A 22,846-nucleotide genomic window follows, 5' to 3' on the forward strand; every position below is an offset into this window, starting at 1 on the left:
GGGGTGGGGGCACTCCTCCGCCTTGCCGGCGCGCGCCGCCGCGGCCGCCTTCGCGGTGTCGCGAACCTCGGCGGCCTCGCGGTTCGCGGCCGCATCGGCGGCCCGGTCGGACGCGATCCGTTCGGCGCGGTCCGCCGCCGCCGCGCGGTCGTCCCGGGCGCGGGCCTCGGACACCCGCGGACGGGGATCGGGCGCGGGCGCATCGAGCGTGAAGGCCGCCGCCGCGCGCGACGGAACCGCGCCGGGCGAGACCGGGCGCCGGGCCGGGAGGTTCCATTCGATCGACGAGACAGCCATGGGCGACAATCCTCTACGGCCTTCGTTCAGCAAGGCGCAGGCCAGCCGCCGAGAACCGTAAGCCGTTGACGGAGCGAGCGATTTTCGAAAGCGTCCTGTCCCGCCCCGGCACGGACGGGCAAATCCTGCCGGGAGGCCGGCAGCTTTCGCCCGGTGGGACCCGCCGGGGGCGGGCGCGCAGCCGGGTGGCGCGGCCTCCCTGGAACTCCGGGTCGAGGATCGCTATAGACTCACGCGCGGGACCCGGCCGGTCCCTCCCGGCAAACCCTGGCGTGATGAATTCCCTCGATCTTCCCAAGGCCCCGCACGAGACGCGCGTCGTCGTCGCCATGTCGGGCGGCGTCGATTCCTCCGTCGTGGCCGGGCTCCTGAAGCGCCAGGGCTACGACGTCGTCGGCATCACGCTCCAGCTCTACGACCACGGTGCCGCCACCCACCGCAAGGGCGCCTGCTGCGCCGGGCAGGACATCCACGACGCCCGCCGGGTGGCCGAGACCCTCGGCATCCCGCACTACGTGCTCGACTACGAGGACCGCTTCCGGGAATCGGTGATCGACCGCTTCGCCGAGAGCTACCTCGCGGGCGAGACGCCGATCCCCTGCGTCGAGTGCAACCGCTCGATCAAGTTCCGGGATCTGCTGCGCACCGCCCGCGACCTCGAGGCCGACTGCCTCGCCACCGGCCACTACGTCGCGAGCCGGCGCGAGGCCTCCGGCCAGCGCGGCCTCTACCGCGCCCTCGATCCGGCCCGCGACCAGAGCTACTTCCTCTACGCGACGACCGCCGAGCAGCTCGACTTCCTGCGCTTTCCCCTGGGCGAACTCCCCAAGGACGAGACCCGGCGGCTCGCCCGCGACCTCGGCCTCGCGGTGGCCGAGAAGGCCGACAGCCAGGACATCTGCTTCGTGCCCCAGGGGCGCTACGCCGACGTGATCGCGCGGCTGCGGCCGGATGCGGCCCGGGCCGGCGAGATCGTCGATCTCGGCGGGCAGGTGCTCGGCCGGCACGAGGGCATCATCCACTACACCGTCGGCCAGCGCCGGGGCCTGCGCCTCGCGGTGGGCGAGCCGCTCTACGTCATCCGCCTGGAACCCGACACCGCCCGCGTCGTGGTCGGGCCGCGCGCCGCGCTCGCCACCAGCCGCATCCGGATCGCCGACCTGAACTGGCTCGGCGGCGCCGGCGCCGTCGCGGACCTGCCGGTGGCGGTGCGCGTGCGTTCGACCCGGGAGCCGCGGCCGGCCCTGCTCAGCCGCGACGCGGCGGGCGACACGGCCGAGATCGTCCTCGCGACGCCGGAGGACGGCGTCTCACCCGGGCAGGCCTGCGTGATCTACGCCGATGACGGCCCGCGCGCCCGGGTGCTCGGCGGCGGCACCATTCGGCGCATCGACGCGTTGGCGACCGGCGCGGCCGAAGCCGCCTGAGCGCGACGGCCCGAACCAATCCCATCCCCTCATAGGACGACGAGATCGACATGCTGAGCGAGCCGCGGGAGGCCGGTCCGAGCACCGCCCTGATGCGCAAGGCCTATGCGCGCTGGGCGCCGGTCTACGACGTCGTCTACGACAAGCTCACGGAGCCCGCCGCCCGCGACGCGGTCGAGGCCGCCGTGGCGTGCGGCCCGCGCATCCTCGAGGCCGGCGTCGGCACCGGCCTGTCGCTGGGCTACTACCCGCCGACGAGCTTCGTCTGCGGCGTCGACCTCTCCGAGGACATGCTGAAGCGCGCGCGCGCCAAGGTGCTGCGCCGCGGCCTGCACCACGTCCGCGGCCTCCAGGTGATGGATGTCTGCCGCCTCGGCTACGCCGATGCGAGCTTCGACGCCGTGGTGGCGCAGTTCCTGATCACCCTGGTGCCGGACCCGGAGGCCGCCCTCTCCGAGTTCCTGCGCGTGGTCCGGCCGGGCGGCGAGATCGTGCTCGCCAATCATTTCGGCCAGACCGCCGGCCCCGTCGCCAAGGTCGAGGAGATCGTGGCGCCGCTCTGCACCAAGATCGGCTGGTCGTCGGCCTTCAAGTCGACCCGGATCGAGGCCTGGGCCCGCGCCCACGGCGTCGAGTTCATCGGCGTCTCGCCCACCTTCCCGGGCGGGTTCTTCAAGATCCTGCGGATGCGCAAGCGCGGGTGAGCGCGCCGACGCCCCCGGACGCTCCCGAAGCGCCGACGCGGCTGCGGCGCCTCCTGCGCTGGGGGCCGCTCCTGCTCCTCGTCTGCGCTTCCGTCGCGGTGCTGGCCTCCGGCGCCTCGCACCTGCTCAGCCTCGACAGGCTGCTCGACTCCCGGACCTGGCTGAACGCCTGGGTCGCGGAGGACCGCTTCCGCGCCATGGTGGTGGCCTATCTCGTCTATGTCGGCGCCGTGGTGGTGTCCGTCCCGGCCTCACTCTTCCTGACGATGCTGTGCGGATTCCTGTTCGGGATCGTGCCCGGCGCGCTCGTGGCCGTCGCCGCGGCCACCACGGGCGCCGCCATCGTCTTCACGATCGGTCGCGGGGCGGCCTCCGACCTGCTCCTGCGGCGGGCCGGGCCGCGGCTGACCGGCCTCGCGGCGGGCTTTCGCGAGGACGCCTTCGGCTACATCGCGTTCCTGCGCCTGCTGCCGATCTTCCCGTTCTGGATGACCAACCTCGCCCCGGCGGCCTTCGGCGTGAAGCGCAGCACCTTCGTGCTCGCGACGCTCGTCGGGCTCCTGCCCGGCGCCTTCGTCTACGCCTCCACCGGGGCGGCGATCGAGGACGTGGTCCTGGCCCACGAGACCGCCAAGGCCGCCTGCCTCGCGGCCCAGGGCCTCGACTGCGACAATGCCCTGACCCTGCGCGCCCTGATCACCCCCAAGATGGTGCTGGGCCTCGGCGCGCTCGCCGCCTTGGCCCTGGTCTCGGTAGTCCTCAGACGTCGCGCTCCGGGCCGGCGACGGCTAGAATCCTGATAGAAATCAGTCAGACAGCTGATATAAAATGTTGTATCTCCGGACGCAGCCGAATGCGGTCTGGGGCGTTGGTGGGCAGCTGCGCTCCGGGCGATCGGCCTGACGACGCGACTGGGCCGTCGCCAAGTCGAAACATCGCGCCGTCACACGCCGCATCGTTGGGACATCGGAAACGCTAAGTGCCGAGATGGGTGTGACGTCGCGCGTCGGATTTCAGCAGGAGGCGATCGCCACCAACTCCGTCGCGGAGCGCGGCCTCGGCCGGCATCTCGGCCTGTCGGGCCGCCTGTTCCTGCTCACCGTGGCCTTCGTCGCGCTGATCGAGGTTCTGATCTACGTCCCCACGGTGGCGAACTACCGGCGCATGTGGCTGTCGGACCGGATCGCGGCCGCCCAGGTCGCCGCCCTCGTCCTCGATGCGGCCCCCGACCAGCAGGTCTCGGAAGGCCTGTCCCAGCGCCTGCTCGCCGGTGCCGGGGCCCGCGCCATCGCGGTGCGGGGCAACGGCACCCGCCGGCTGCTCGCCAACGAGACCGTGCCCGATACGATCTCCGACACCATCGACCTGCGCTCCGAACACTGGATCCGGTCGATCCGGGGCGTCGCCCGCACGCTGCTCACCGAATCCAACGCCCCGATCCGCGTGGTCGGACACGGCCGCGACGGCTTCGACCTCGTCGAGATCCTGATGGACCCGGCGCCGTTGCGGGAAGCGGTGGCGGATTTCTCGATCCGCCTCGCGCTCTCGTCCATGGCCCTCGCGGCCGCGGTGGCCGGCCTGATCTTCTTCGTCCTGCAGCGGGCGATCGTGCGGCCCGTCCGGCGGCTCGTCGAGAACATCACGGAGTTCGCCGACGATCCGGAGGCGATCGACGGCGTGATCGTGCCCTCGCGCCGCACCGACGAGATCGGCCATGCTGAGATCGCCCTGGCGCGGATGGAGACCGCGCTGGCGAGCGAGTTGCGCGAGAAGCGGCGCCTGGCCGGCCTCGGCCTGTCGGTGAGCAAGATCAACCACGAACTGCGCAATCTGCTGACGACGGCCCAGCTTCTCAGCGACCGCCTCGACGGCGTCGCCGACCCCGTGGCCCAGCGGGTGGCCCCGCGCCTCGTCGCGACTCTCGACCGCGCCATCCGCTTCTGCGAGGAGACCCTGGCCTACGGCCGCGCGACCGAACGCAACCCGAACCGGCGCCTCGTGCCGATCGCCCCGATCGTCGCCGAGCAGGCGGATCTCGCCGGACGCGGGCGCGATTCGAAGATCGTGATCCGGGAGATCTGTCCGAGCGAGCTCCGGATCTTCGTCGATCCCGACCAGTTCTCGCGGGCGCTGGCCAACATCGTCCGGAACGCGGTGCAGGCGCTGAGCCCGCAGGGCACCGGCCACGAGCCGCCGACGCAGGACATTCCCGAGATCACCATCCGGGCCGGGCGTCAGGGCCAGCCCGGCGCGGGCGAGACCACGATCTTCGTGGCCGATAACGGCCCGGGTCTGCCCCCGCGTGCCCGCGAACACCTGTTCTCGCCCTTCAAGGGCTCGTCGCGCTCGGGCGGCACCGGCCTCGGCCTCGCCATCGCGTCGGAGCTGATCCAGCTGAACGGCGGGCGCCTCAGCCTCGACGATACGGCCGTCGGCACCTGCTTCCGCATCACCATCCCGGACGCCGCCGGCGCCTGAGCCGACGTCTCCGCGCGGCGGGCGCGACTTCGCGGAGGCGGACGCTACTCCGCCGCCGCGAGGGTCAGGCCCGGGACGGCGATGCCGATGTCGCGCAGGAGCTCGGCATCGGAATCGGTCTCGTTGTTGGCGGTGGTCAGCAGGCGCTCGCCGTAGAAGATCGAGTTGGCGCCGGCGAGGAAACACAGGATCTGCGCCTCGCGGGTCAGGCCCTTGCGGCCGGCGCTGAGGCGCACCCGGGCGCGCGGCATCACGATGCGCGCGGTGGCGCACATGCGCACGAGGTCGAGGGGATCGACCGCCGGCCGGTCCTCCAGCGGCGTGCCCTCCACCGCCACCAGGGCGTTGATCGGCACGCTCTCGGGGTGCGGCGCGTGGTTGGCCAGCACCTGGAGCATGCTGGCCCGGTCCTTCACCCCCTCGCCCATGCCGACGATGCCGCCGCAGCAGACGCCGATGCCGGCGTCGCGCACGTTCTGCAGCGTGGTCAGCCGGTCCTCGTAGGTGCGGGTGGAGATGATGTCGCCGTAGAAGTCCGGGCCGGTGTCGAGATTGTGGTTGTAGGAGGTCAGCCCGGCCTCCGCGAGGCGCTCGGCCTGCGCGGGCGAGAGCATGCCGAGGGTGACGCAGGCCTCCATGCCGAGGCCGCGCACGCCGCGGACCATCGCCAGCACGGCGTCGAATTCCGGTCCGTCCTTGGGCTGGCGCCAGGCCGCGCCCATGCAGAACCGGTGGGCGCCGCTGGCCTTGGCGGCAGCCGCCTCGCGCAGCACGGCGTCGACCGGCATCAGCCGCTCGCGGGCCATGCCGGTGCCCTTGTGGTGGGCCGATTGCGGACAATAGGCGCAATCCTCCGGGCAGCCGCCGGTCTTGATCGAGAGCAGGGCGGCCCGCTGGATGTCGGCCGGATCGTTGTGGGCGCGGTGGATCTCGGCCGCCCGGAACACGAGGTCGAGGAGCGGCAGGTCGTGGATCGCCTGAATCTCGGCCACGCTCCAGTCGTGACGGATGGCGGCCGTCGCGGGGGCCGGGCGGGAGGCGAGGGGGGCCAGGGTATCGGTCATGCCCCCATGAGGCGAATCTCGGGCCGAAAATCAAGCCGGCCCGTGCCCCTCAATGCGTCGGCTCGCCCGCCGCCACCTTGGCGGTCCAGTCGTCGAAGGCGATGATCTCCTGGCGCTGTTCGCCGAGGCCCGCGATGCCGAGGGTCATGACGTCGCCACTGCGCAGGAAGCGCGGAGGCTTGCGTGCCATGCCGACGCCGGGAGGCGTGCCGGTGGTGATGATGTCGCCGGGCTCCAGCATCATGAAGTGCGAGACGTAGGCGACGAGCTGGGCCGCATCGAAGATCATCGTCGCGGTGGAGCCCGTCTGCATCCGGGTCCCGTTCACGTCGAGCCACATGCCGAGGTTCTTCAGGTCCGGAATCTCGTCGAGGGTGACGAGCCAGGGACCGAGCGGCCCGAAGGTCGGGCAGCCCTTGCCCTTCGTCCAGGTGCCGCCGCGCTCCATCTGGTACTCGCGCTCGGACACGTCGTTGCAGATGCAGGCGCCGGCCACGTAGGACAGCGCCTCGTTGGCGTGGACGTAGGAGGCGCGCGCGCCGATCACGAGGGCGAGTTCCACCTCCCAGTCGGTCTTGGCCGAGCCCTTGGGCAGGATCACCCGGTCGTTCGCGCCGGCGAGGCAGGAGGGCGCCTTGTTGAAGATGATCGGCTCGGGCGGGATGTCGGCGCCGATCTCGGCGGCATGGTCGGTGAAGTTTAAGCCGATGGCGACGAAATTGCGGGTTCCGCCGACGCAGGGGCCGAGGCGCGTCTCCGCCGGCAGGGCCGGCAGGCTCGCCGGATCGATCCGGCGCAGGCGCTCCAGCGTCTCCCGCGAAAGGAACGGACCGGCGATGTCGCGCACATGGGCCGAGAGATCCCGCAGGACTCCCTGCGAATCGATGAGACCGGGCTTCTCGTCTCCGCTCGCGCCGTGGCGTACCAGTTTCATCGTCCCTGCCTCCGCTGACCTGTTCGACGCCTGACATCGATCGGAGCGGGGCGGGCGGCAAGGGGCTTCGGCCATCGCGGCCCGGTGATCCGGCCGCGTGCCCCCCTGGCGGGGCCGGCTCGCGCGATTTTGTCACCGAAAGGTCACACTGCCTCCCGGAGATGCGCCGATGGCGCTTTTTCCGGCAGGGCTCTTACTCACGGAGACGAGAGTTTAGATGTGAACCATTCTGCAGGCCCGCGCGCCAATCGGGGTAAATTTCTGCAATATCACACCTAAACTAGTACAATTTTCGATATAGACCTGGCTTTTACTTGCTTAACGCAGGATTGCGAAGTTGCGGTCGCCGCGTCATGGTCTCACGCAAGGTGCAGGGCCGTCTCGATCGGGACGGGACAAGCGAGCATCAACAACAGGGGTGGGTCTCACGTCATGATGGGCACGATTCGGAGCCGTTCCCTCCGCAGCATCGCGTATGCGGGCTTTTCGGCGGCCATCCTCTGCGCCGGCGTGACCGGCGCCTCGGCCGGTGCCTTCGGCATCCGCGAACAGAGCGCCCAGGCGCAGGGTCTCGCCTGGGCGGGCGCCGCCTCCGGCTCCGGCGGCGTCTCCTCGATGTTCTGGAACCCCGCCACCGTCACCATGCGTCCGGGCTGGGTCACCGAGCAGAACCTGTCCTTTATCAACCTGTCGGCGAAGATCACGCCCGACGTGGGCACCAACCCGGCCTTCGCCCGCCTCGGCGACAGCGGGGAGCTCGGGCAGGGCGCCGTGGTTCCGGCCGGCGCCACCTCCTACCAGCTCAACGACCGGCTCTGGGTCGGCATCACCTCCGGCGCGCCCTTCGGCCTCGTGACGAAGCCCCGTCAGACCTGGTCGGGCGAGCTCTACGGCCGCTCCAGCCGGATCTTCTCCCTGGCCTTCAATCCGGTCATCGGCTTCAAGGTCAACGAGTGGCTCTCGATCGCCGCCGGCCCGAACATCGAGTACTTCAAGCTCGTCCTGCGCCAGGCCTTCATCCCGTCGCCCGTCTTCAACCCGGCCGCGCTGCCGAGCTCCGGCCTGAAGGGGGATTCCTGGGGCGTCGGCTTCACCGCGGGTGCGCTGATCACACCCCTCGACGGCACCGCCATCGGCGTCGGCTACCGCTCCTCGGTGCACCACGACATCGGCGGCCAGCTGATTCTGCCCGGAGCCCTGTCGGTGCTCGGCGGCGACATCAAGGCCAAGCTCAACACCCCCGAGAAGCTGAGCGTGGGCCTGACCCAGGCCATCACCCCGGTGGCGCGCGTCAATCTCGGCTTCGAGTGGGACAACTGGAGCCGCCTCGGGCTGATCAACATCGTCTCGGCCGGCGCCCGCGCCGCGGCCCCGCCCCTGACCCTGAACTACAAGGACGGCTACACCTACTCGATCGGCGGCGAGTACGACTGGTCGCCCGCCCTCACGGTCCGGGCCGGCGTCGCCTACGAATCCTCGCCGATCGACTTCTCGAACCGCTCCGTGCGCCTGCCCGACGGCGACCGCGTGAACGTCTCGGTCGGCGGAAGCTACCGCTGGAGCGAGAAGCTGACCCTCAACTTTGCCTACTCGCACTTCTTCGTCGACAAGGGCCGCATCCTCGCCGGGCCGGGACGCGACTACAACGTCCAGAACGTGGTCTTCGCGGGCGTGGCCGACAGCAGCGCCGACATCGTCTCGGTGGGCTTCCGCTACGTCTTCGGCGAGCCGGCCGTCGCCGCGCCCCACCCCCTGGTGCGCAAGTTCTGAAACCGGCGACCGTTCAGGCCGGCGGATCTCCGCCGGCCGCGAAGCGCTTCACGTCGAAGATCCGGTCGTGGCCGGGCGGGTAGTCGCTGATCCGCCCGCACTCGGTGAAGCCGAGGCGCGCGTAGAAGCCGGGCGCCTGGAAGGTCCAGGTGTCGAGCCAGATTCCGGACAGGCCGCGCCGGCGCGCCTCCGCCTCGGCGTCCCGCATCAGGCGCCCCCCCAGGCCCTGCCCGCGCGCCGGCCCGAGAGCCAGCAATTCCACGAAGAGCTGCCGTAGCCGTGCCGGCCCCAGAGACCGCCGACGATGGCGCCGTCCGCGTCCCGCACCGTGAGGGCGAGGAGGCCCCAGTCGCCGCCCGGCGCCTGCGCCTCGTTGTAGGCGACCAGCGGCGCCAGGATCGCCGCCCGCATCGCCGGATCGGGCTCCGCCTCCAGGCGGATCGTCCAGTCGGGGCCGGGCGTCGCGGAGCTCACGCCTTCATGCGCACGTAGGTGCCGGGCGCCGGGCCGAGCGAGGCGAGACCGCCCTCGCCAGGAACCCGGGCCGGGACGCGGGCGGGCGCCTGGTGCTCCAGCCACCGGAACCAGTAGGGCCACCAGGAGCCCTTGGTCTCGGTGGCGGCCGCGACCCAGTCCTCGAACCGGCCCTTGGCCGGCCCCCCGGTCCAGAACCCGTATTTCGGCTTGGCCGGCGGGTTCACGACGCCGGCGATGTGGCCCGAGCCGGCCAGCACGTAATCGACCGGGCCGCCGAACTTCGAGGAGCCCTCGAACACCGACAGGGCGGGGGCGATGTGATCCTCCTTCGTGGCGAGGTTGAAGATCGGGATCTTCACCTTCGCCAGATCGAGGCGGACGTTGCCGAGGATCATCTTGCCCTGGGCGAGGGTGTTGTTGAGGTAGCAGTTGCGCAGGTAGAACGAGTGGTTGGCCGCCGGCATCCGGGTGGAATCGGCGTTCCAGTACAGGAGGTCGAAGGGCATCGGCGTCTGGCCCTTGACGTAGTTGTTGACCACGTAGGACCAGATTAGGTCGTTGGGGCGCAGCATGTTGAAGGCGGTCGCCATGCCGGTGCCCTCGAGGTAGCCGCGCTTCTGCATCCGCGCCTCGATCAGGCGGATCTGGTCCTCGTCCGCGAAAACCTTCAGGTCGCCCGCATGGGTGAAATCCACCTGCGTGGTCAGGAAGGTGGCGCTCTTGATGCGCTTGTTGCCGGTGGCGGCCTGCATCGCCAGGGTCACCGCCAGCAGGGTGCCGCCGACGCAGTAGCCCGCCGCCGCGACCTCGCTCTCGCCGGTGGCGACCCCGATGGCATCGATCGCGGTCTCGATGCCCTCCCGCATGTAGCTCTCGAAATCCTTGTCGGCGTGGCGCGCATCCGGGTTGACCCAGGAGATGCAGAACACCGTCAGGCCCTGGCCGACCATCCAGGCGATCAGGCTCTTCGCGGGGTTGAGGTCGAGGATGTAGAACTTGTTGATCCAGGGCGGCACGATCAGGAAGGGGCGCTTGAGCACCGTGTCCGTGGTGGGCGCGTACTGGATCAGCTCCATCAGGTCGTTGCGAAACACCACCTCGCCCGGCGTCACCGCGACGTTGACGCCGACCTCGAAGCCGGCGGCCGGATCGGTCTGGCGCACCCGGAGCTGTCCCTTGCCGGCCTCGATGTCCTCGGCGAGCATCTTCATGCCGCGCACGAGGTTGGCGCCGTTCTCCTGGAGGGTGTGCCGGATCAGCTCGGGGTTGGTCATCACGAAGTTGGAAGGCGACAGGGCGCCGGTGATCTGGCGCAGGTAGAACTGCGCCTTGTGCCGGGTGTGCTCGTCGATGCCCTCGGCCTCCTCCACGAGGCCTTCGGCCCAGCGCGCGGTGATGAGGTAGCTCTGCTTGATGAAGTCGAAGATCGGGTTGGTGGACCATTCCGCGTGGGCGAAGCGGTTGTCCTTCGGCTCGGGCTCGACCACGGGCGGGGCGTTCTCGCCCTGCAGCCGCTGCCAGGTGGTGCCCCACAGGGTGACGAAGGCCTCGCTGAGCTTCGTCTGAGCCTCGACGGTCCGCTTCGGGTCGGCGAGCCAGGTCTCGGCGACGCTGCCGAGGGTGCGGACCACGTCGTTGACCTCCTTGGGCGGCTCCACGGCCTCGACCGGCAGGGCATCCGGCGTGCCGACCGGCTTCATGTAGCGCGACGCGGCGCGCCCGAATTCCTCGATCAGCAGGCTCGCGTTGCGGGACAGGGCCTCGATGTCGGGCAGCGGTGTCGTCCGTTCGGTCGTCACGCGTGCATCTCTCCCCGGGTGTGGCCCGACCTTTCGCCGTGCGACGCCTGCCGCGCGGCCGAGGGGGCCTCGTTTCCGACAAATTAACGCGCCATCCGCAGGTTCCGCCAGAGCGCATGCCCCAAAACGGCCGACTTCACCCATGTCCCGGCTTCACAACCCCCAGTTTGTCGCGGTCCTGGCGCTCGTCGTCCTGCTCGGCGGATGTTCCGGCGACCTGAATCCGATGCGGATGGCCTACGGCACCGGCGAGGCCGGCCCACCCCCCAAGGCGCCCGATTTCGTGGCCCAGTCCCGCCGCAGCGGCGACGACTTCATGCCCGTCGGCGTCTCCGCGCCGGCCCGCCCGATCCGCGCCAAGACGCCCGAGGGCACCAGGGCGCTGGAGAACGAGCTCGTCGCCGCCCGCGGCCGCAACGAGGCGCGCGGCCGCTCCGCCGAGAGTGCCGCGCAGGGCGCCAAGCCGTAGCGACCCGGCGGATCAACGCGCACGCCATCGCCAGATATCGTTCGGCCTCGCCGCACAAAACTGCTAGAGATTCGCGAAGCGTGCGAATTCTGCGACGGCCCTGCGCAAGGCAAGGCCGTCAAAAGACGTTCGGATTCCGCCCGAGGGACCGCCGGACTAGACCACGCCCCGTCTCGGGATGACGACAGCTTCGCGCCGGGTGACGCCCGTCACCCCGCGCCCCAATTTCATTTCGGACATCGTGAAGGCCATGACCGACTTCCACCGCATCAAGCGCCTGCCCCCCTACGTCTTCGAGCAGGTGAACCGGATCAAGGCCCAGGCCCGCGCCAACGGCGCCGACATCATCGACCTCGGCATGGGCAATCCGGATCTCGACGCCCCGAAGCACGTCATCGCCAAGCTGGTGGAGACCGCCGGCCGCCCGCGCACCGACCGCTACTCCGCCTCGAAGGGCATCGCCGGCCTGCGCCGCGCCCAGGCGAACTATTACAAGCGCCGCTTCGGCGTGAGCCTGAACCCCGACACCCAGGTGGTGGCGACGCTGGGCTCGAAGGAGGGCTTCGCCAACATGGCCCAGGCGATCACCGCCCCGGGCGACGTGGTGCTGGTGCCGAACCCGAGCTACCCGATCCACGCCTTCGGCTTCCTGATGGCCGGCGGCGTCATCCGCTCGGTGCCGGCCGAGCCGACGCCCGCCTTCTTCCCCGCGGTCGAGAAGGCGATGCAGCACTCGATACCGAAGCCGGTGGCGATCGTGGTCTGCTACCCCTCGAACCCCACCGCCTACGTGGCGAGCCTCGACTTCTACCGGGACCTCGTCGCCTTCGCCAAGCGCCACGAGATCATCATCCTGTCGGACCTGGCCTACGCGGAGGTCTATTTCGACGGCGAGCCGCCGCCCTCCGTCCTGGAGGTGCCCGGCGCCATCGACTGCACGGTGGAGTTCTCGTCCCTGTCGAAGACCTTCTCGATGGCCGGTTGGCGCATGGGCTTCGCGGTGGGCAACGAGCGCCTGCTCGCCGCGCTCACCCGCGTGAAGTCCTACCTCGATTACGGCGCCTTCACGCCGATCCAGGTCGCCGCCACCGCGGCCCTGAACGGTCCGGAGGACTGCATCGTCGAGATGCGCTCGATCTACCGGAAGCGCCGCGACGCGCTGATCGAATCCTTCGGCAAGACCGGCTGGAAGATCCCGACGCCCTCCGCCTCGATGTTCGCCTGGGTTCCGATCCCGGAGAAGTATCAGGCGCTGGGGAGCCTCGAATTCTCGAAGCTGCTGCTGGAGAAATCGGACGTCGCGGTGGCGCCCGGCATCGGTTTCGGCGAGCACGGCGACAATTACGTCCGCATCGCCCTCGTCGAGAACGAGCAGCGCATCCGGCAGGCGGCGCGCAACGTCCGGCGCTTCTTCGAGACCGCCGACAAGACGCTGCACAACGTGGTGCCGCTGACCGAGGCCCCCCTGTCGAAGGCCGGCTGAGACCGTTCCCGCCGGATGTTGCGGCCGGGAGACAGGCGCCCGCAAAGCTTGGCGAAACGCGCCGTCGTGCTTGTCACGGCGGTGCGAGGTCAGCAGGGTCGAACGAGGCCGCATCGGGAATTCTTCGCGCGGCCGTTTCGCCGAGGCCCGAGGATCGTATGCGTCGCCTGACCCTTGCCGTCGCCCTGGTGCTGAGCGCCTCCGCGGGAGCCTGCGCTCCGAAGCCGATCGTCGCCCGCGACCCGGTTCCGGCGCCCGAGCCGACCCTCGGCTACGAGTGCAACTCGCGCCCGACCGTGCTGAACGGGTTCTACTCGACCTGCGAGCCGGTACTCCAGGAGCGCTCCGTGGTGCTCCGCGCCAAGGGCTGAGTGGACCGTCGGACCCCATCATGGTTCAGGGCCGGGCGATCGCCCGGCCTTCGTCGTTCCGGGCACCGCTCCACGGGGCTTTTGCCCACAGGGCTTTGCTGAAAGTCGTGGCGGCGCGACCGAACGGACACGGACAGCGTCGCGGGAATGGAGCATGATGCGCGCGGGCGCCTCTCTTCCCGGTCTCAGGCTGCCCGCAGGAGCGATTCCGTGGTGCTGATGATGCGAACCCTCGTTGCCGCTGGCCTGATCGGTCTCGGGTTCACCGTCGCCGCGCCCGCGCAGACCCTCTTCCTCGGGGCCCAGGGGCCCGTCGTCCTGCCGACGAGCCCGAACAGCGGCCGGCCGATCCCGGACGTGCCGAACGCCGTGCCGGTGCCGAGCGTGATGAACGGCGGCGGCTTCGGCCTGACCGGCACGGACTACTTCGGCGACGGCCTCAGCGAAGGCCCGCTGAACCAGCGCCATCGCCCGCGCGAGTACGTGCTGGCACCAGCCCGCATCGGCCCGCCCGACTACGTTCGCCCGGCCCTGCGCTAGCGCCGGTCGGCCAGGCGCGCGGCCAGGATTCCGGCCCCGTAGGCGACGAGGTTCCAGGGCGAGAACACCCGCCCGATCAGGAGCTTGCCGGCCAGCGTCAGCCGGAAGGCGTCGAGTTCCGGCGTATGGACCAGCCGGAAGAGCTCGACCGCGACGGCGATGGCGGCCGCCAGGGCCAGGATACGTCCGCGCGGCCACGGCAGCACGAGGCCGACGAGCCCGTAGACCATCGCGCCCCAGAGCACCGAGCCGCCCCACTTCGTCGCCGTGGCCGGCAGGCCGAGGGGCACGAGGCGCAGGACGAGGCCGGCCGCGATGACGAGGATGGTCAGCGCGAGAAGCCCGAGCCGCCGGGTGTTCTGGGCTCGCATCGTTCGACGATCCTGGGGCGGCGACGGGTGCGCGCCGTTTACACCATCCGGCCGGCCCGGTATCACCCGCTCCCACACCCCATACAGACGAGCCCGAAACACCAGATGCGCGCCGAGATCGAACAACTCTCGGATGCCGCCAAGCAGTCGATCGGACTGCTGAGGAGGCATCTTTGACTGGGATACCGTCGAGAAACGCCTCGCGGAGCTGAACGCGGCTTCCGAGAACCCCGAACTCTGGAACGACGCCGAGGCGGCCCAGAAGGTCATGCGCGAGCGCACGCAGCTCGATGACGCCGTGACCGCGATCAGGAAGCTGAGCCAGGACCTCGAGGACGCCCACACGCTGATCGAGCTCGGCGAGATGGAGGGCGACGAGGCCACCATCCAGGAAGGCGAGGCCGGCGTCCGCGCCGTCGAGAAGGAGGCCGCGCGCCGCCAGATCGAGACCCTGCTCTCCGGCGAGGCCGACGGCTTCGACACCTATCTCGAAGTCCATTCGGGCGCCGGCGGCACCGAGAGCCAGGACTGGGCCAACATGCTCCAGCGCATGTATGCCCGCTGGGCCGAGCGCCGGAAGTACAAGGTCGAGATCGTCGAGTGGTCGGACGGCGACGAGGCCGGCATCAAGGGCGCCACGCTCCTGATCAAGGGCCACAACGCCTATGGCTGGCTCAAGACCGAGTCCGGCGTGCACCGGCTCGTGCGCATCTCGCCTTACGATTCGAGCGCGCGGCGCCACACCAGCTTCGCCAGCGTCTGGGTCTATCCGGTGATCGACGACCGGATCGAGATCGAGATCAAGGAATCCGACTGCCGCATCGACACCTACCGGTCGTCGGGCGCCGGCGGCCAGCACGTCAACACCACCGATTCGGCTGTGCGCATCACGCACATCCCGACCGGCATCGTGGTGGCGTGCCAGCAGGAGCGGTCGCAGCACAAGAACCGGGCCACCGCCTGGAACATGCTGCGCGCCCGCATGTACGAGGCCGAGCTGAAGAAGCGGGAGGAGAAGGCCAGCGCCGAGGCCGCCGCGAAGACCGATATCGGCTGGGGCCACCAGATCCGCAGTTACGTGCTGCAGCCCTACCAGCTCGTGAAGGACCTGCGCACCGGCACCCAGTCCACCGATCCGGACGCGGTGCTGGACGGCTCCCTCGACCCGTTCATGGAAGCGTCGCTCGCCCAGCGCGTCTATGGCGGGGCGGACGTGGTCGAGGACATCGAGTAGGGGGCGCTTGCCCGAATCCCGGGCATCGCCGCGCCGCTCGCTTCGCGATCAGAGCGCGTCGGCCGCCCTCAGGAACCGCACCGGATCGACGGGCTCGCCGTCGATCCGGGTCTCGTAGTGCAGGTGGCTTCCGGTCGAGCGTCCGGTGGAGCCGACCCGCCCGACGATCGTGCCGGGCTCGACCCATTGGCCCGCCACCACGTCGAAGGCGGAGAGGTGGGCGTAACGGGTGACGAGCCCGTGTCCGTGGTCGACCTCGACCATGTTGCCGTAGCCGCCGTTGTAATCCGCCATCGTGACCCGTCCCGCCGCCGTGGCGCGGGCCGGCTCCCCGGTCTCCGCCCGCATGTCCATGCCGGTATGCATGGCGTAGCCGCGGGTGAAGGGATCGAGGCGGGCGCCGAAATTGCTCGACAGGCTGATCTCGCCGGACAGCGGCCGGCGTACCGGCAGTCCGGCGGTGACCCGGCGCAGATGCGCCTCGTCGGCGAGGGAGCGCTGCACGTCCGCCAGCGAGAGTCCGAAGGCGTCGGCGCTCAGGGGCACCAGGGGGCCACCGATCCCGGCGGGGCGCTCGTGCTCGAAGCGGGCGGGGTCGAGGCCGAGCCGCGCGACGAGGCTGCGCAGGCGCTGGGCGCGCCGGCCGGCCCGCAGGCCGAGATTGGTCAGCACGCGCGACTGCGCTTCGGCGAGCCCGTCGAGGCGCTGCTCGAGGGCCGCGACCCGGCCCTCCACCGCGCGGGCGGATTGCCGTCCGGGGACGGCTTCGGCGTCGGTGCGCAGCTGAAGGGCGTCGGGGGTCGGGAAGGGCTTGCCGCTTGGCAACGGTCGCGGCGCGGGCTCGGGGATCTCGGCGGCCGGGGGCGGCAGCGATGCCGCGCCGATGTCGCCCGCGAGATTCGCGAGCACGGCCTGGCGCGCTTCCATCGCGGCCTGGCGCCGCGCGAGCTCGGCCATGCGCTGGGCGATTCCGTCGCGCGCCGCCGCCTGCTCCATCGTCACCCGGTCGAGCTGAAGGCGCAGCGCGCCGATCCGCTCCTCGTAGCCGTACTGGATCGCGCTCTGCTGGGAGACGAAGCGGGCGAGCACCTCGTCGTGGAAGACGAGGTAGTACGTCGCCCCGCCGGCCCAGGCGACCGCGAGGGCCAGCGCTCCGATGAGGAGGCGCGACCGAAGCGCTGAGCCTGGGGCGGCGGAGACGACGCGGGTCGCCTTCGAGGAGGTCTTCCGAGAGGACGATGGCATGGGACGCGTGACCTGATCCACCGCGTCACACTGCCCGAATCAGGGTTAACGAACCGCCAAGGCGGCGCACCGACGATTCATCATGCGGAGCGATCCGTCAGGCGAGATCGCGCGCCGCCGCCAGCACCTCCTCGGCATGGCCCGGGACCTTCACCTTCGGCCAGATCCGGGCGATGCGGCCCGTCCGGTCGATCAGCATCGTGGTGCGCTCGACGCCCATGTACTTGCGGCCGTACATGCTCTTCTCGACCCAGACGCCGTAGGCTTCCAGCATCGCCTTGCTCTCGTCCGAGGCGAGCGGGAAGGTGAGGGCGTACTTGGCGCGGAACTTGTCGTGGCTCTTCACCGAATCCGGCGAGACCCCGATCACGATGGTGTCAGCGGCCGCGAAGTCGGGGCCGAGGGCGTTGAAGCCCTGCGCCTCCAGGGTACAACCGCTCGTGTCGTCCTTGGGGTAGAAGTACAGGATCGCCTTGCGACCCTTCAGTGCCCCGAGGCTGATCGTCTCGTCGCCGGCGCCCGCCAGCGTGAAATCGGGCGCCTGATCTCCGGTATCGAGGGGCATCATGCCTTCCTTTCGGCCGATTGATGGTGTGCCTCTGGCGTTGCATCGCGACGGGGTCCGAGGCCCCGGCGCCGCAGGGCCCGAGAACGCGGAAGACCCGCGGTAGAAGACTCGCGAAAGCTGAAACCCGTAGGACAGCCGCTCGATAGCCCGAGGGGACGTTCCGATCCAGCGGCACAAGGATTGATGGACCAGGAAACGGCCAAAGGTTTGCGATCCGCGCGGCGTGGCGCCCGGCGGCGGCCGCTGCTCTGGATCGTGGCCGCCCTGGTCACCGGCCTGCTGATCGCCGTCGGGGGGCTGATCGGCCGCCTGTCCATGGGGCCGCTGCGCATCGACGGCATGTCGGAGCGGGTCGCCTCGGCCATCGCCGGCAGCATCGGTCCCGGCTGGCGCGTGAACCTCAGCGACAGCGCCCTCGAACTCGATTCCGAACAATCCCTCGCGCTCCGGGTGGCTGGGCTCGACATCCACAATCCCGAGGGCGCCCTGGTGGTCCGGGCGCCCCTCGCGGTGGTCAGCCTCGACACCTGGAGCCTGCTGCGCCTCGCGGTGCAGCCGCGCGCCATCGAGTTCCGCGACCTGCAGATGACCGCCCTGGTCCACCGCAACGGCAGCATCGCCTTCGCGGCCTCCGACAGCAGCAGTCAGGCCGGCGCGGTGGTGCCCCATACCCTGCCCAGCGTCGACGCCGCGGCGGGACACGTCTCGCCGATCTCCGCCAGCGTCGCCTCGATCTTCGGCGTCGTCCTCGACTCCGCCGGAGTCATCGGCGCCCTCGACCGGGCCCGGATCACCAACGGGCGCCTGACCCTGATCGACGACGACGCCCGCCAGCGCGCCGTCTTCGAGCACGTCAACGGCCTGTTCCGGCGCGACGCCGTGCGCGATGCCCGGGTGTTCGAACTGCGCATCGACGGACCGCACGGGGAATGGCGCTTCGGCGGCGACCTGCACGAGGCCGGCGGCACCAAGCGCACCGGCATCATCACCTTCGACGACCTGCCGATCACCGACCTGCTGCTCCTGTCCGGGCAGTCGAAGCTGCCGGTGGAGACCGACCTCAAGCTCTCGGCCAAGGCCGACGTGGCGATCGATGCCGGACGCATCGAGACGATGACGGCCGAGATCCGGACCGGCGGCGGCAACGTCCTCATCGAGGAGAAGGACTTCAACCCCGTCACCATCGACAGCCTCGCGGCCGCGGTAAGCTGGGACGAGGCGGGCCGGGCCATGAAGCTCGACGCCCTCGACTATCGCGGCGCCGGCAATGCCGTGCATCTCACCGGCGCCTGGACCGCCGCGCCGCCGGGCGCCGAATCCGCCTGGACCCTCGAACTGGCGGGCAAGGACGCGGTGCTGCGCGGGGCCAATCCCGCCGACAAGCCGGTGACCCTCGACACGGTCTCGACCCACCTCACCGGCAAGGCCGGCGGCGTGGTCATCGACGATTTCTCCGTCCGGGCCGGCGCGGCCAACGGCCGGATCACCGGGACCATCGGGACCGCGGCCGACGACGACGGGCTGACCCTGCACATCGTGGCCGCCGACACCGACGGGCGCATGGCCCTGCGCCTGTGGCCGGAGCACGTGGCGCCGCCGGCGCGCAACTACCTCGTCGACAACCTGCGCGGCGGCAAGGTGAACGCGGTCGACATCACCGTGGACATGAGCGGCCCCGAACTCGCCGCCGCCACCCGCGGCGAGCCGATGCCCGACAATGCGGTGCACATCGATTTCTCGGTCTCCGATGCGAGCCTCCTGGTCACGTCCGACGCCCCGCCGCTCACCCGCGGGCGCGTGACCGGCACGATCACCGGACTGACGACGACGATCCGCAACGTCACCGCCGACCTACGGATGCCGGACAACCGCGCCCTGTCGATCTCCGACGGCTCCTTCGTCATCCCGAAGATCACGCCCGACACCGTGGTGGCGCAGATCGGCCTGCGGCTCGGAGGCGGCGCCGACGCGCTGGTCTCGCTGCTGCAGACGAAGATGTTCAAGAGCCTGACCGGGGTCGACCTCGATCCGGCGACCGTCAAGGGCAGCGCCGACCTGCGCATCGATTTCCCCCTCAACCTCAAGCACATCCCCGACCTGCCGGACCTGCCGGTGACGATGACGGGGACGTTGGCCGACATCGCCGTCGACAAGGCCTTCGGCAAGGAGCGCCTGGAGGCGGGCCGATTCACGGTCTCCTACGACCGGGGCGCCTTCGCCCTGAAGGGCGACGGCAAGGTGATGGGCTCCGCACTCACCGTCGACCTGCGCCAGCCGAAGGCCGGAGCGCCCGGCGAGATTAACGTGGCGCTCGCCCTCGACGAGGCCCTGCGCGCCCGCAAGGGCCTGCCGGTGGCACCGCTGCTCTCCGGCACGATTCCGGTGCGGATCAACGTCCCGATCGGGCGGCCGAATGCCGGCAAGCCGCCGATCCGGGTCGAGGCCGACCTCGCCCGCGCCGGCAGCGACGGATTGCTGCCGGGCTTCACCAAGGCGGTCGGCAAGCCCGGCCGGGCGAGCTTCACGGTGCAGGAGACCGCGGGCGGCGGCATGGAGTTGCGCGACCTTGCGGTCGAGGCCGCGCCTCTGCTGGCGCGGGGCAGCGCGACGCTGAACGGGGAGGGTGGCTTCGAGCGGGCGGACCTGGCAAGCTTCAAGCTCTCGCCCGGCGACGACATGCGCCTCCAGGCCGAGCGCAACGGCAACGGCTACCGCGTGACCGTGAAGGGCGCCGTCGCCGATGCGCGCCCCTTCCTGCGCAACCTCGCCGGGGCCGACGCCAAGGGCGGCCGCGACACCACCCCGAAGGACATCGATGCCGACCTCAGCGTCGGCATTCTCACCGGCTTCAACGGGGAATCGCTGACCAACGCCACCGTCAAGGTCGCCCTGCGCGGGCGCGACATCCGCAGCGGGCGCATCCAGGGCAAGTTCACCAGCGCGCCGTTCTCCGCGCAGGTGACCCATACCGACCGGGGCGGGCCGGGCCTGACCATCGAGACTCTGGATGCCGGCTCGACCCTGCGCTTCGCCGACATCTACAAGCGGATGTACGGCGGCAAGCTGATCATGACGAGCGGCTTGAACGACGGGCCGCAGCCGGGCTCCGTGCAGATCCGCAACTTCATCCTGCGCAACGAGCCGGCCCTGTCGAGTATCATGGCGCAGGGGCCGGCGACCAGCGAGGTCACGGATGCGCGCGGCCGGAAATACGTCGTCCAGAACGCCGGCAACGACGTGGAATTCGACCGCCTGCGGGCGATCTTCACCCGCACCGGCAGCCGCATCGACATCAGCGACGCGGCGATCTCGAACCCCGCCATGGGCTTCACGATGACGGGCTTCCTCGACACCGCCAAGGAACGCACCGACATCAACGGCACCTTCGTGCCCCTCTACGGCCTGAACAACGTCGTCTCCCAGCTGCCGATCCTCGGCCAGCTCCTCGGCGGCGGCCGCAACGAAGGGCTGTTCGCCCTGAACTTCCGCGTGTCCGGCCGCCTCGCCAAGCCGGACGTGAGCGTGAACCCGCTCTCGGCCCTCGCCCCCGGCATCCTGCGCAAGCTCTTCAGCGCCGGCGGCGGCAATGACGGGCTCGCCGCCGGCACGCCGATGAACGAGACCGAGCGCTGACGTCCACCGCCCTCGGCCTCTTCTGCTCACACGGGGAGCGCGAACCGTCAGACCGCCCCGGCGATCCCGTCGAGTTCAGCCAGCGCGTCCTCGGGCAGCCTCAGGCTCGCGGCATCGAGATTCTCGCGCAGGTGCTCTGGTGACGAGGTGCCGGGAATCAGCAGGATGTTCGGCGACCGGGCGAGGAGCCAGGCGAGGGCCACCTGCATCGGCGTCGCGCCGAGGCGCGCGGCCACCGCCGACAGCGTCGTCGACTGGAGCGGGCTGAAGCCGCCCAGCGGAAAGAACGGCACGTAGGCGATGCCGGCCGCGGCGAGATCGTCGACCAGCGCGTCGTCGGCCCGGTGGGCGAGATTGTAGGCGTTCTGCACGCAGGCGATCGGCACGATCGATCGGCCCTCGGCCACCTGCCGCGCCGTCACGTTGCTGAGCCCGATCTGGCGCACCAGACCCTGGCGCCGAAGGTCGGCCAGGACGCTCAGGGGCTCCGCGATGGAGCCCTCGGCGGGCCCGTGCACGTCGAACATGATGCGCAGGTTGACGATGTCGAGGGCCTCGACGCCGAGATTCCGCAGGTTGTCGTGGACCGCCTCCGTCAGCGCCTCGGCGGAGAAGGCTGGGTTCCAGGACGCATCCGGGCCGCGGCGCGCGCCGATCTTGGTGACGATGACGAGGTCGTCCGGATAGGGGTGCAGCGCCTCGCGGATGATCTGGTTGGTGACGTGCGGGCCGTAGAAGTCGCTGGTGTCGATGTGGTCGACGCCGCCGGCGATCGCCGCGCGCAGTACGGCGACGGACTGGGCCCGGTCCTTCGGCGGGCCGAACACCTGCGGCCCGGCCAGTTGCATGGCGCCGTAGCCCATCCGGTTCACCGTCCGGTCGCCGAGCCAGTAGGTGCCGGCGGTGTCGAAGTCGTTCATGGGGTCTCTCCTGTTCGGTGAGCCCGATCTAGACCCCGGGGCTCGATGCGATAATACGGGACAATCCGCACGGGTCGTGCGTCGGAGCGAACAGCGATGACGGATCTCAGCGATCTCGCGGCCTTCGTCGCCGTGGCGGAGGCGGGCGGTTTTCGCGATGGCGCCCGCGCCAGCGGGTCGAGCGCTTCGGGCCTGAGCGAGGCGGTGCGGCGGCTGGAGACCCGCCTCGGCGTGCGGCTCCTGAACCGCACCACGCGCAGCGTCGCACCGACCGAGGCCGGATTGCGCCTGCTGGAACGCCTGAAGCCGGCATTGAGCGAAGTCGCGGCGGCGGTGGACGTGGTCAACGGCTTCCGCGACCGGCTGGCCGGGACGCTCAAGCTGAACGTGCCGGTCAGTGCCGCCCGGCTGGTGCTGCCCCGGATCGTGCCGCCGTTCCTGGCGGCCTATCCCGACATCCGCCTGGAGGTGGTCGCCGATGACAGCTTCGTCGACGTGCTGGCGGCAGGCTGCGATGCGGGGATTCGCTACGACGAGCGCCTGGAGCAGGACATGATCGCGGTGCCGATCGGCCCGCGCGCGCAGCGCTTCGCCACCGTCGCGGCCCCGGCCTATCTCGATCGGCGTGGCCGCCCGGAGCACCCGCGCGACCTCCTCGGCCACGCCTGCATCGGCGGACGCTTCGCCAGCGGCGCGATGACCGCCTGGGAGTTCGAGCGCGACGGCGAGACCGTCACGGTCGACCCGACCGGACCGCTGATCGTCCGGGTCGGGGCGGCCACCGATCTCGCCGTCGAGGCGGCCATCGCCGGGGTCGGCATCCTCAGCCTGTTCGAGGACTGGCTCCGGCCGCATCTCGACAGCGGCGCCCTGGAGCCCGTGCTGGAGCCCTGGTGGCCACGCTTTCCGGGGCCGTTCCTGTATTATCCCGGGCGGCGCTACCTGCCGGCGCCGCTGCGGGCCTTCGTCGATTTCATCGGGCGGGAGCGGCGCACGGGGTCTTCGCAGGCGGACCTTTCCCGGCAGGCGCCGAGCACGCCTCCGTAGCGACCGCGCTCCAAC

General features: G+C 70.6%; 22 protein-coding genes. 12 read left to right on the plus strand and 10 right to left on the minus strand.

The features are described from left to right. A partial coding sequence (locus AC3WLN_RS13470) for a hypothetical protein (protein WP_492481958.1) occupies nt 1–297 on the minus strand: 297 nt, incomplete at its 3' end. A 275-nt stretch (nt 298–572) separates the two neighbouring features. Here AC3WLN_RS13470 and mnmA point away from each other — a divergent pair. The 4 genes from mnmA (at nt 573) to AC3WLN_RS13490 (ending at nt 4,906) form a co-directional block, all read left to right on the plus strand. Continuing rightward, the gene (gene mnmA, locus AC3WLN_RS13475) at nt 573–1,724 is read left to right on the plus strand and encodes a tRNA 2-thiouridine(34) synthase MnmA (RefSeq protein WP_463769480.1); all 1,152 of its coding nucleotides are present in this window, start codon (nt 573–575) and stop codon (nt 1,722–1,724) included. 50 nt (nt 1,725–1,774) lie between these two features. Beyond that, on the plus strand, nt 1,775–2,428 hold the full coding sequence (locus AC3WLN_RS13480) for a class I SAM-dependent methyltransferase (protein WP_492481961.1): 654 nt from the start codon (nt 1,775–1,777) through the stop codon (nt 2,426–2,428). Further along, complete coding sequence (locus AC3WLN_RS13485) at nt 2,425–3,228, plus strand: TVP38/TMEM64 family protein (RefSeq protein WP_492481963.1); 804 nt, start codon at nt 2,425–2,427, stop codon at nt 3,226–3,228. Before AC3WLN_RS13480 ends, AC3WLN_RS13485 begins: the two co-directional genes overlap by 4 nt. 187 nt (nt 3,229–3,415) lie before the next feature. Then, entirely contained in the window at nt 3,416–4,906 is a 1,491-nt protein-coding gene (locus AC3WLN_RS13490) for a sensor histidine kinase (protein ID WP_492481965.1), read from the plus strand. A gap of 44 nt (nt 4,907–4,950) precedes the next feature. On the opposite strand, the gene bioB is transcribed toward AC3WLN_RS13490, so the two are convergent. Both bioB and AC3WLN_RS13500 read right to left on the minus strand, forming a co-directional pair. Further along, complete coding sequence (gene bioB, locus AC3WLN_RS13495; RefSeq protein WP_492481967.1) at nt 4,951–5,970, minus strand: biotin synthase BioB; 1,020 nt, start codon at nt 5,968–5,970, stop codon at nt 4,951–4,953. Between the two features lie 49 nt (nt 5,971–6,019). Continuing rightward, nucleotides 6,020–6,904, minus strand: a complete 885-nt coding sequence (locus AC3WLN_RS13500) for a fumarylacetoacetate hydrolase family protein (protein ID WP_463769469.1) — start codon at nt 6,902–6,904, stop codon at nt 6,020–6,022. A 432-nt stretch (nt 6,905–7,336) separates the two neighbouring features. Between AC3WLN_RS13500 and AC3WLN_RS13505 the strand changes: the two genes are divergently transcribed. Beyond that, on the plus strand, nt 7,337–8,674 hold the full coding sequence (locus AC3WLN_RS13505) for an OmpP1/FadL family transporter (protein WP_492481970.1): 1,338 nt from the start codon (nt 7,337–7,339) through the stop codon (nt 8,672–8,674). 13 nt (nt 8,675–8,687) lie between these two features. On the opposite strand, the gene AC3WLN_RS13510 is transcribed toward AC3WLN_RS13505, so the two are convergent. The 3 genes from AC3WLN_RS13510 to AC3WLN_RS13520 are packed head-to-tail and all read right to left on the minus strand — an operon-like array spanning nt 8,688 to nt 10,950. Next, complete coding sequence (locus AC3WLN_RS13510) at nt 8,688–8,882, minus strand: GNAT family N-acetyltransferase (RefSeq protein ID WP_492481972.1); 195 nt, start codon at nt 8,880–8,882, stop codon at nt 8,688–8,690. Continuing rightward, nucleotides 8,882–9,148 (minus strand): hypothetical protein, encoded by a 267-nt coding sequence (locus AC3WLN_RS13515; protein WP_492481974.1) that lies wholly within the window; start codon nt 9,146–9,148, stop codon nt 8,882–8,884. The genes AC3WLN_RS13510 and AC3WLN_RS13515 overlap by 1 nt, the downstream gene beginning before the upstream one ends. Then, entirely contained in the window at nt 9,145–10,950 is a 1,806-nt protein-coding gene (locus AC3WLN_RS13520) for a PHA/PHB synthase family protein (protein ID WP_492481976.1), read from the minus strand. Before AC3WLN_RS13520 ends, AC3WLN_RS13515 begins: the two co-directional genes overlap by 4 nt. 142 nt (nt 10,951–11,092) lie before the next feature. On the opposite strand from AC3WLN_RS13520, the gene AC3WLN_RS13525 reads away from it, so the two are divergent. The 4 genes from AC3WLN_RS13525 to AC3WLN_RS13540 all read left to right on the plus strand — a co-directional run bounded on the left by AC3WLN_RS13525 (nt 11,093) and on the right by AC3WLN_RS13540 (nt 13,813). Continuing rightward, on the plus strand, nt 11,093–11,419 hold the full coding sequence (locus tag AC3WLN_RS13525; RefSeq protein ID WP_492481978.1) for a hypothetical protein: 327 nt from the start codon (nt 11,093–11,095) through the stop codon (nt 11,417–11,419). 250 nt (nt 11,420–11,669) lie between these two features. Beyond that, nucleotides 11,670–12,902 carry an LL-diaminopimelate aminotransferase gene (locus AC3WLN_RS13530; RefSeq protein WP_492482034.1) on the plus strand — a complete coding sequence of 411 codons (1,233 nt, stop codon included), beginning with the start codon at nt 11,670–11,672 and terminating at the stop codon, nt 12,900–12,902. A 158-nt stretch (nt 12,903–13,060) separates the two neighbouring features. After that, a complete protein-coding gene (locus AC3WLN_RS13535) occupies nt 13,061–13,273 on the plus strand; it encodes a hypothetical protein (protein ID WP_056475130.1) in 213 nt (70 codons plus the stop codon). A gap of 219 nt (nt 13,274–13,492) precedes the next feature. After that, nucleotides 13,493–13,813, plus strand: coding sequence for a hypothetical protein (locus tag AC3WLN_RS13540; protein ID WP_492482036.1), 321 nt, complete (start codon nt 13,493–13,495; stop codon nt 13,811–13,813). Here AC3WLN_RS13540 and AC3WLN_RS13545 read toward each other — a convergent pair. Further along, entirely contained in the window at nt 13,810–14,184 is a 375-nt protein-coding gene (locus AC3WLN_RS13545) for a ribosomal maturation YjgA family protein (protein ID WP_492481981.1), read from the minus strand. The two genes, AC3WLN_RS13540 and AC3WLN_RS13545, sit on opposite strands and share 4 nt — an antisense overlap. A 105-nt stretch (nt 14,185–14,289) precedes the next feature. Between AC3WLN_RS13545 and prfB the strand changes: the two genes are divergently transcribed. Further along, nucleotides 14,290–15,418 (plus strand): peptide chain release factor 2 gene (gene prfB, locus AC3WLN_RS13550; RefSeq protein ID WP_492481983.1). Its coding sequence is split into 2 segments (ribosomal slippage): nt 14,290–14,358 and nt 14,360–15,418, totalling 1,128 coding nucleotides; the frame shifts between segments, so codons are not numbered across the junction. A gap of 48 nt (nt 15,419–15,466) precedes the next feature. On the opposite strand, the gene AC3WLN_RS13555 is transcribed toward prfB, so the two are convergent. Together AC3WLN_RS13555 and AC3WLN_RS13560 are read right to left on the minus strand one after the other, a co-directional pair. Further along, complete coding sequence (locus tag AC3WLN_RS13555; protein WP_492481985.1) at nt 15,467–16,663, minus strand: M23 family metallopeptidase; 1,197 nt, start codon at nt 16,661–16,663, stop codon at nt 15,467–15,469. Nucleotides 16,664–16,760: 97 nt separating this feature from the next. Then, nucleotides 16,761–17,228 carry a peroxiredoxin gene (locus AC3WLN_RS13560; protein ID WP_492482038.1) on the minus strand — a complete coding sequence of 156 codons (468 nt, stop codon included), beginning with the start codon at nt 17,226–17,228 and terminating at the stop codon, nt 16,761–16,763. A gap of 186 nt (nt 17,229–17,414) precedes the next feature. Here AC3WLN_RS13560 and AC3WLN_RS13565 point away from each other — a divergent pair, with 186 nt between their 5' ends. Next, on the plus strand, nt 17,415–20,864 hold the full coding sequence (locus AC3WLN_RS13565; protein WP_492481987.1) for a hypothetical protein: 3,450 nt from the start codon (nt 17,415–17,417) through the stop codon (nt 20,862–20,864). 47 nt (nt 20,865–20,911) lie between these two features. On the opposite strand, the gene AC3WLN_RS13570 is transcribed toward AC3WLN_RS13565, so the two are convergent. Beyond that, complete coding sequence (locus tag AC3WLN_RS13570; protein ID WP_492481989.1) at nt 20,912–21,784, minus strand: aldo/keto reductase family oxidoreductase; 873 nt, start codon at nt 21,782–21,784, stop codon at nt 20,912–20,914. A gap of 96 nt (nt 21,785–21,880) precedes the next feature. On the opposite strand from AC3WLN_RS13570, the gene AC3WLN_RS13575 reads away from it, so the two are divergent. Further along, nucleotides 21,881–22,831, plus strand: coding sequence for a LysR family transcriptional regulator (locus AC3WLN_RS13575; protein WP_492481991.1), 951 nt, complete (start codon nt 21,881–21,883; stop codon nt 22,829–22,831). The last annotated feature ends 15 nt before the right edge of the window (nt 22,832–22,846 follow it).

The organism is Methylobacterium sp. FW306-05-D (assembly GCF_058782155.1).

What these genes read in the sequence shown, in the direction of transcription:
- AC3WLN_RS13500 (WP_463769469.1), bottom strand. Translation starts at nt 6,904, where the DNA reads ATGAAACTGGTACGCCACGGCGCGAGCGGAGACGAGAAGCCCGGTCTC.
- AC3WLN_RS13575 (WP_492481991.1), top strand. Translation starts at nt 21,881, where the DNA reads ATGACGGATCTCAGCGATCTCGCGGCCTTCGTCGCCGTGGCGGAGGCG.
- AC3WLN_RS13565 (WP_492481987.1), top strand. Translation starts at nt 17,415, where the DNA reads ATGGACCAGGAAACGGCCAAAGGTTTGCGATCCGCGCGGCGTGGCGCC.
- mnmA (WP_463769480.1), top strand. Translation starts at nt 573, where the DNA reads ATGAATTCCCTCGATCTTCCCAAGGCCCCGCACGAGACGCGCGTCGTC.
- AC3WLN_RS13490 (WP_492481965.1), top strand. Translation starts at nt 3,416, where the DNA reads ATGGGTGTGACGTCGCGCGTCGGATTTCAGCAGGAGGCGATCGCCACC.
- AC3WLN_RS13480 (WP_492481961.1), top strand. Translation starts at nt 1,775, where the DNA reads ATGCTGAGCGAGCCGCGGGAGGCCGGTCCGAGCACCGCCCTGATGCGC.
- AC3WLN_RS13560 (WP_492482038.1), bottom strand. Translation starts at nt 17,228, where the DNA reads ATGCCCCTCGATACCGGAGATCAGGCGCCCGATTTCACGCTGGCGGGC.
- AC3WLN_RS13555 (WP_492481985.1), bottom strand. Translation starts at nt 16,663, where the DNA reads ATGCCATCGTCCTCTCGGAAGACCTCCTCGAAGGCGACCCGCGTCGTC.
- AC3WLN_RS13540 (WP_492482036.1), top strand. Translation starts at nt 13,493, where the DNA reads ATGATGCGAACCCTCGTTGCCGCTGGCCTGATCGGTCTCGGGTTCACC.
- AC3WLN_RS13545 (WP_492481981.1), bottom strand. Translation starts at nt 14,184, where the DNA reads ATGCGAGCCCAGAACACCCGGCGGCTCGGGCTTCTCGCGCTGACCATC.
- AC3WLN_RS13570 (WP_492481989.1), bottom strand. Translation starts at nt 21,784, where the DNA reads ATGAACGACTTCGACACCGCCGGCACCTACTGGCTCGGCGACCGGACG.
- AC3WLN_RS13530 (WP_492482034.1), top strand. Translation starts at nt 11,670, where the DNA reads ATGACCGACTTCCACCGCATCAAGCGCCTGCCCCCCTACGTCTTCGAG.
- bioB (WP_492481967.1), bottom strand. Translation starts at nt 5,970, where the DNA reads ATGACCGATACCCTGGCCCCCCTCGCCTCCCGCCCGGCCCCCGCGACG.
- AC3WLN_RS13525 (WP_492481978.1), top strand. Translation starts at nt 11,093, where the DNA reads ATGTCCCGGCTTCACAACCCCCAGTTTGTCGCGGTCCTGGCGCTCGTC.
- AC3WLN_RS13510 (WP_492481972.1), bottom strand. Translation starts at nt 8,882, where the DNA reads ATGCGGGACGCCGAGGCGGAGGCGCGCCGGCGCGGCCTGTCCGGAATC.
- AC3WLN_RS13505 (WP_492481970.1), top strand. Translation starts at nt 7,337, where the DNA reads ATGATGGGCACGATTCGGAGCCGTTCCCTCCGCAGCATCGCGTATGCG.
- AC3WLN_RS13535 (WP_056475130.1), top strand. Translation starts at nt 13,061, where the DNA reads ATGCGTCGCCTGACCCTTGCCGTCGCCCTGGTGCTGAGCGCCTCCGCG.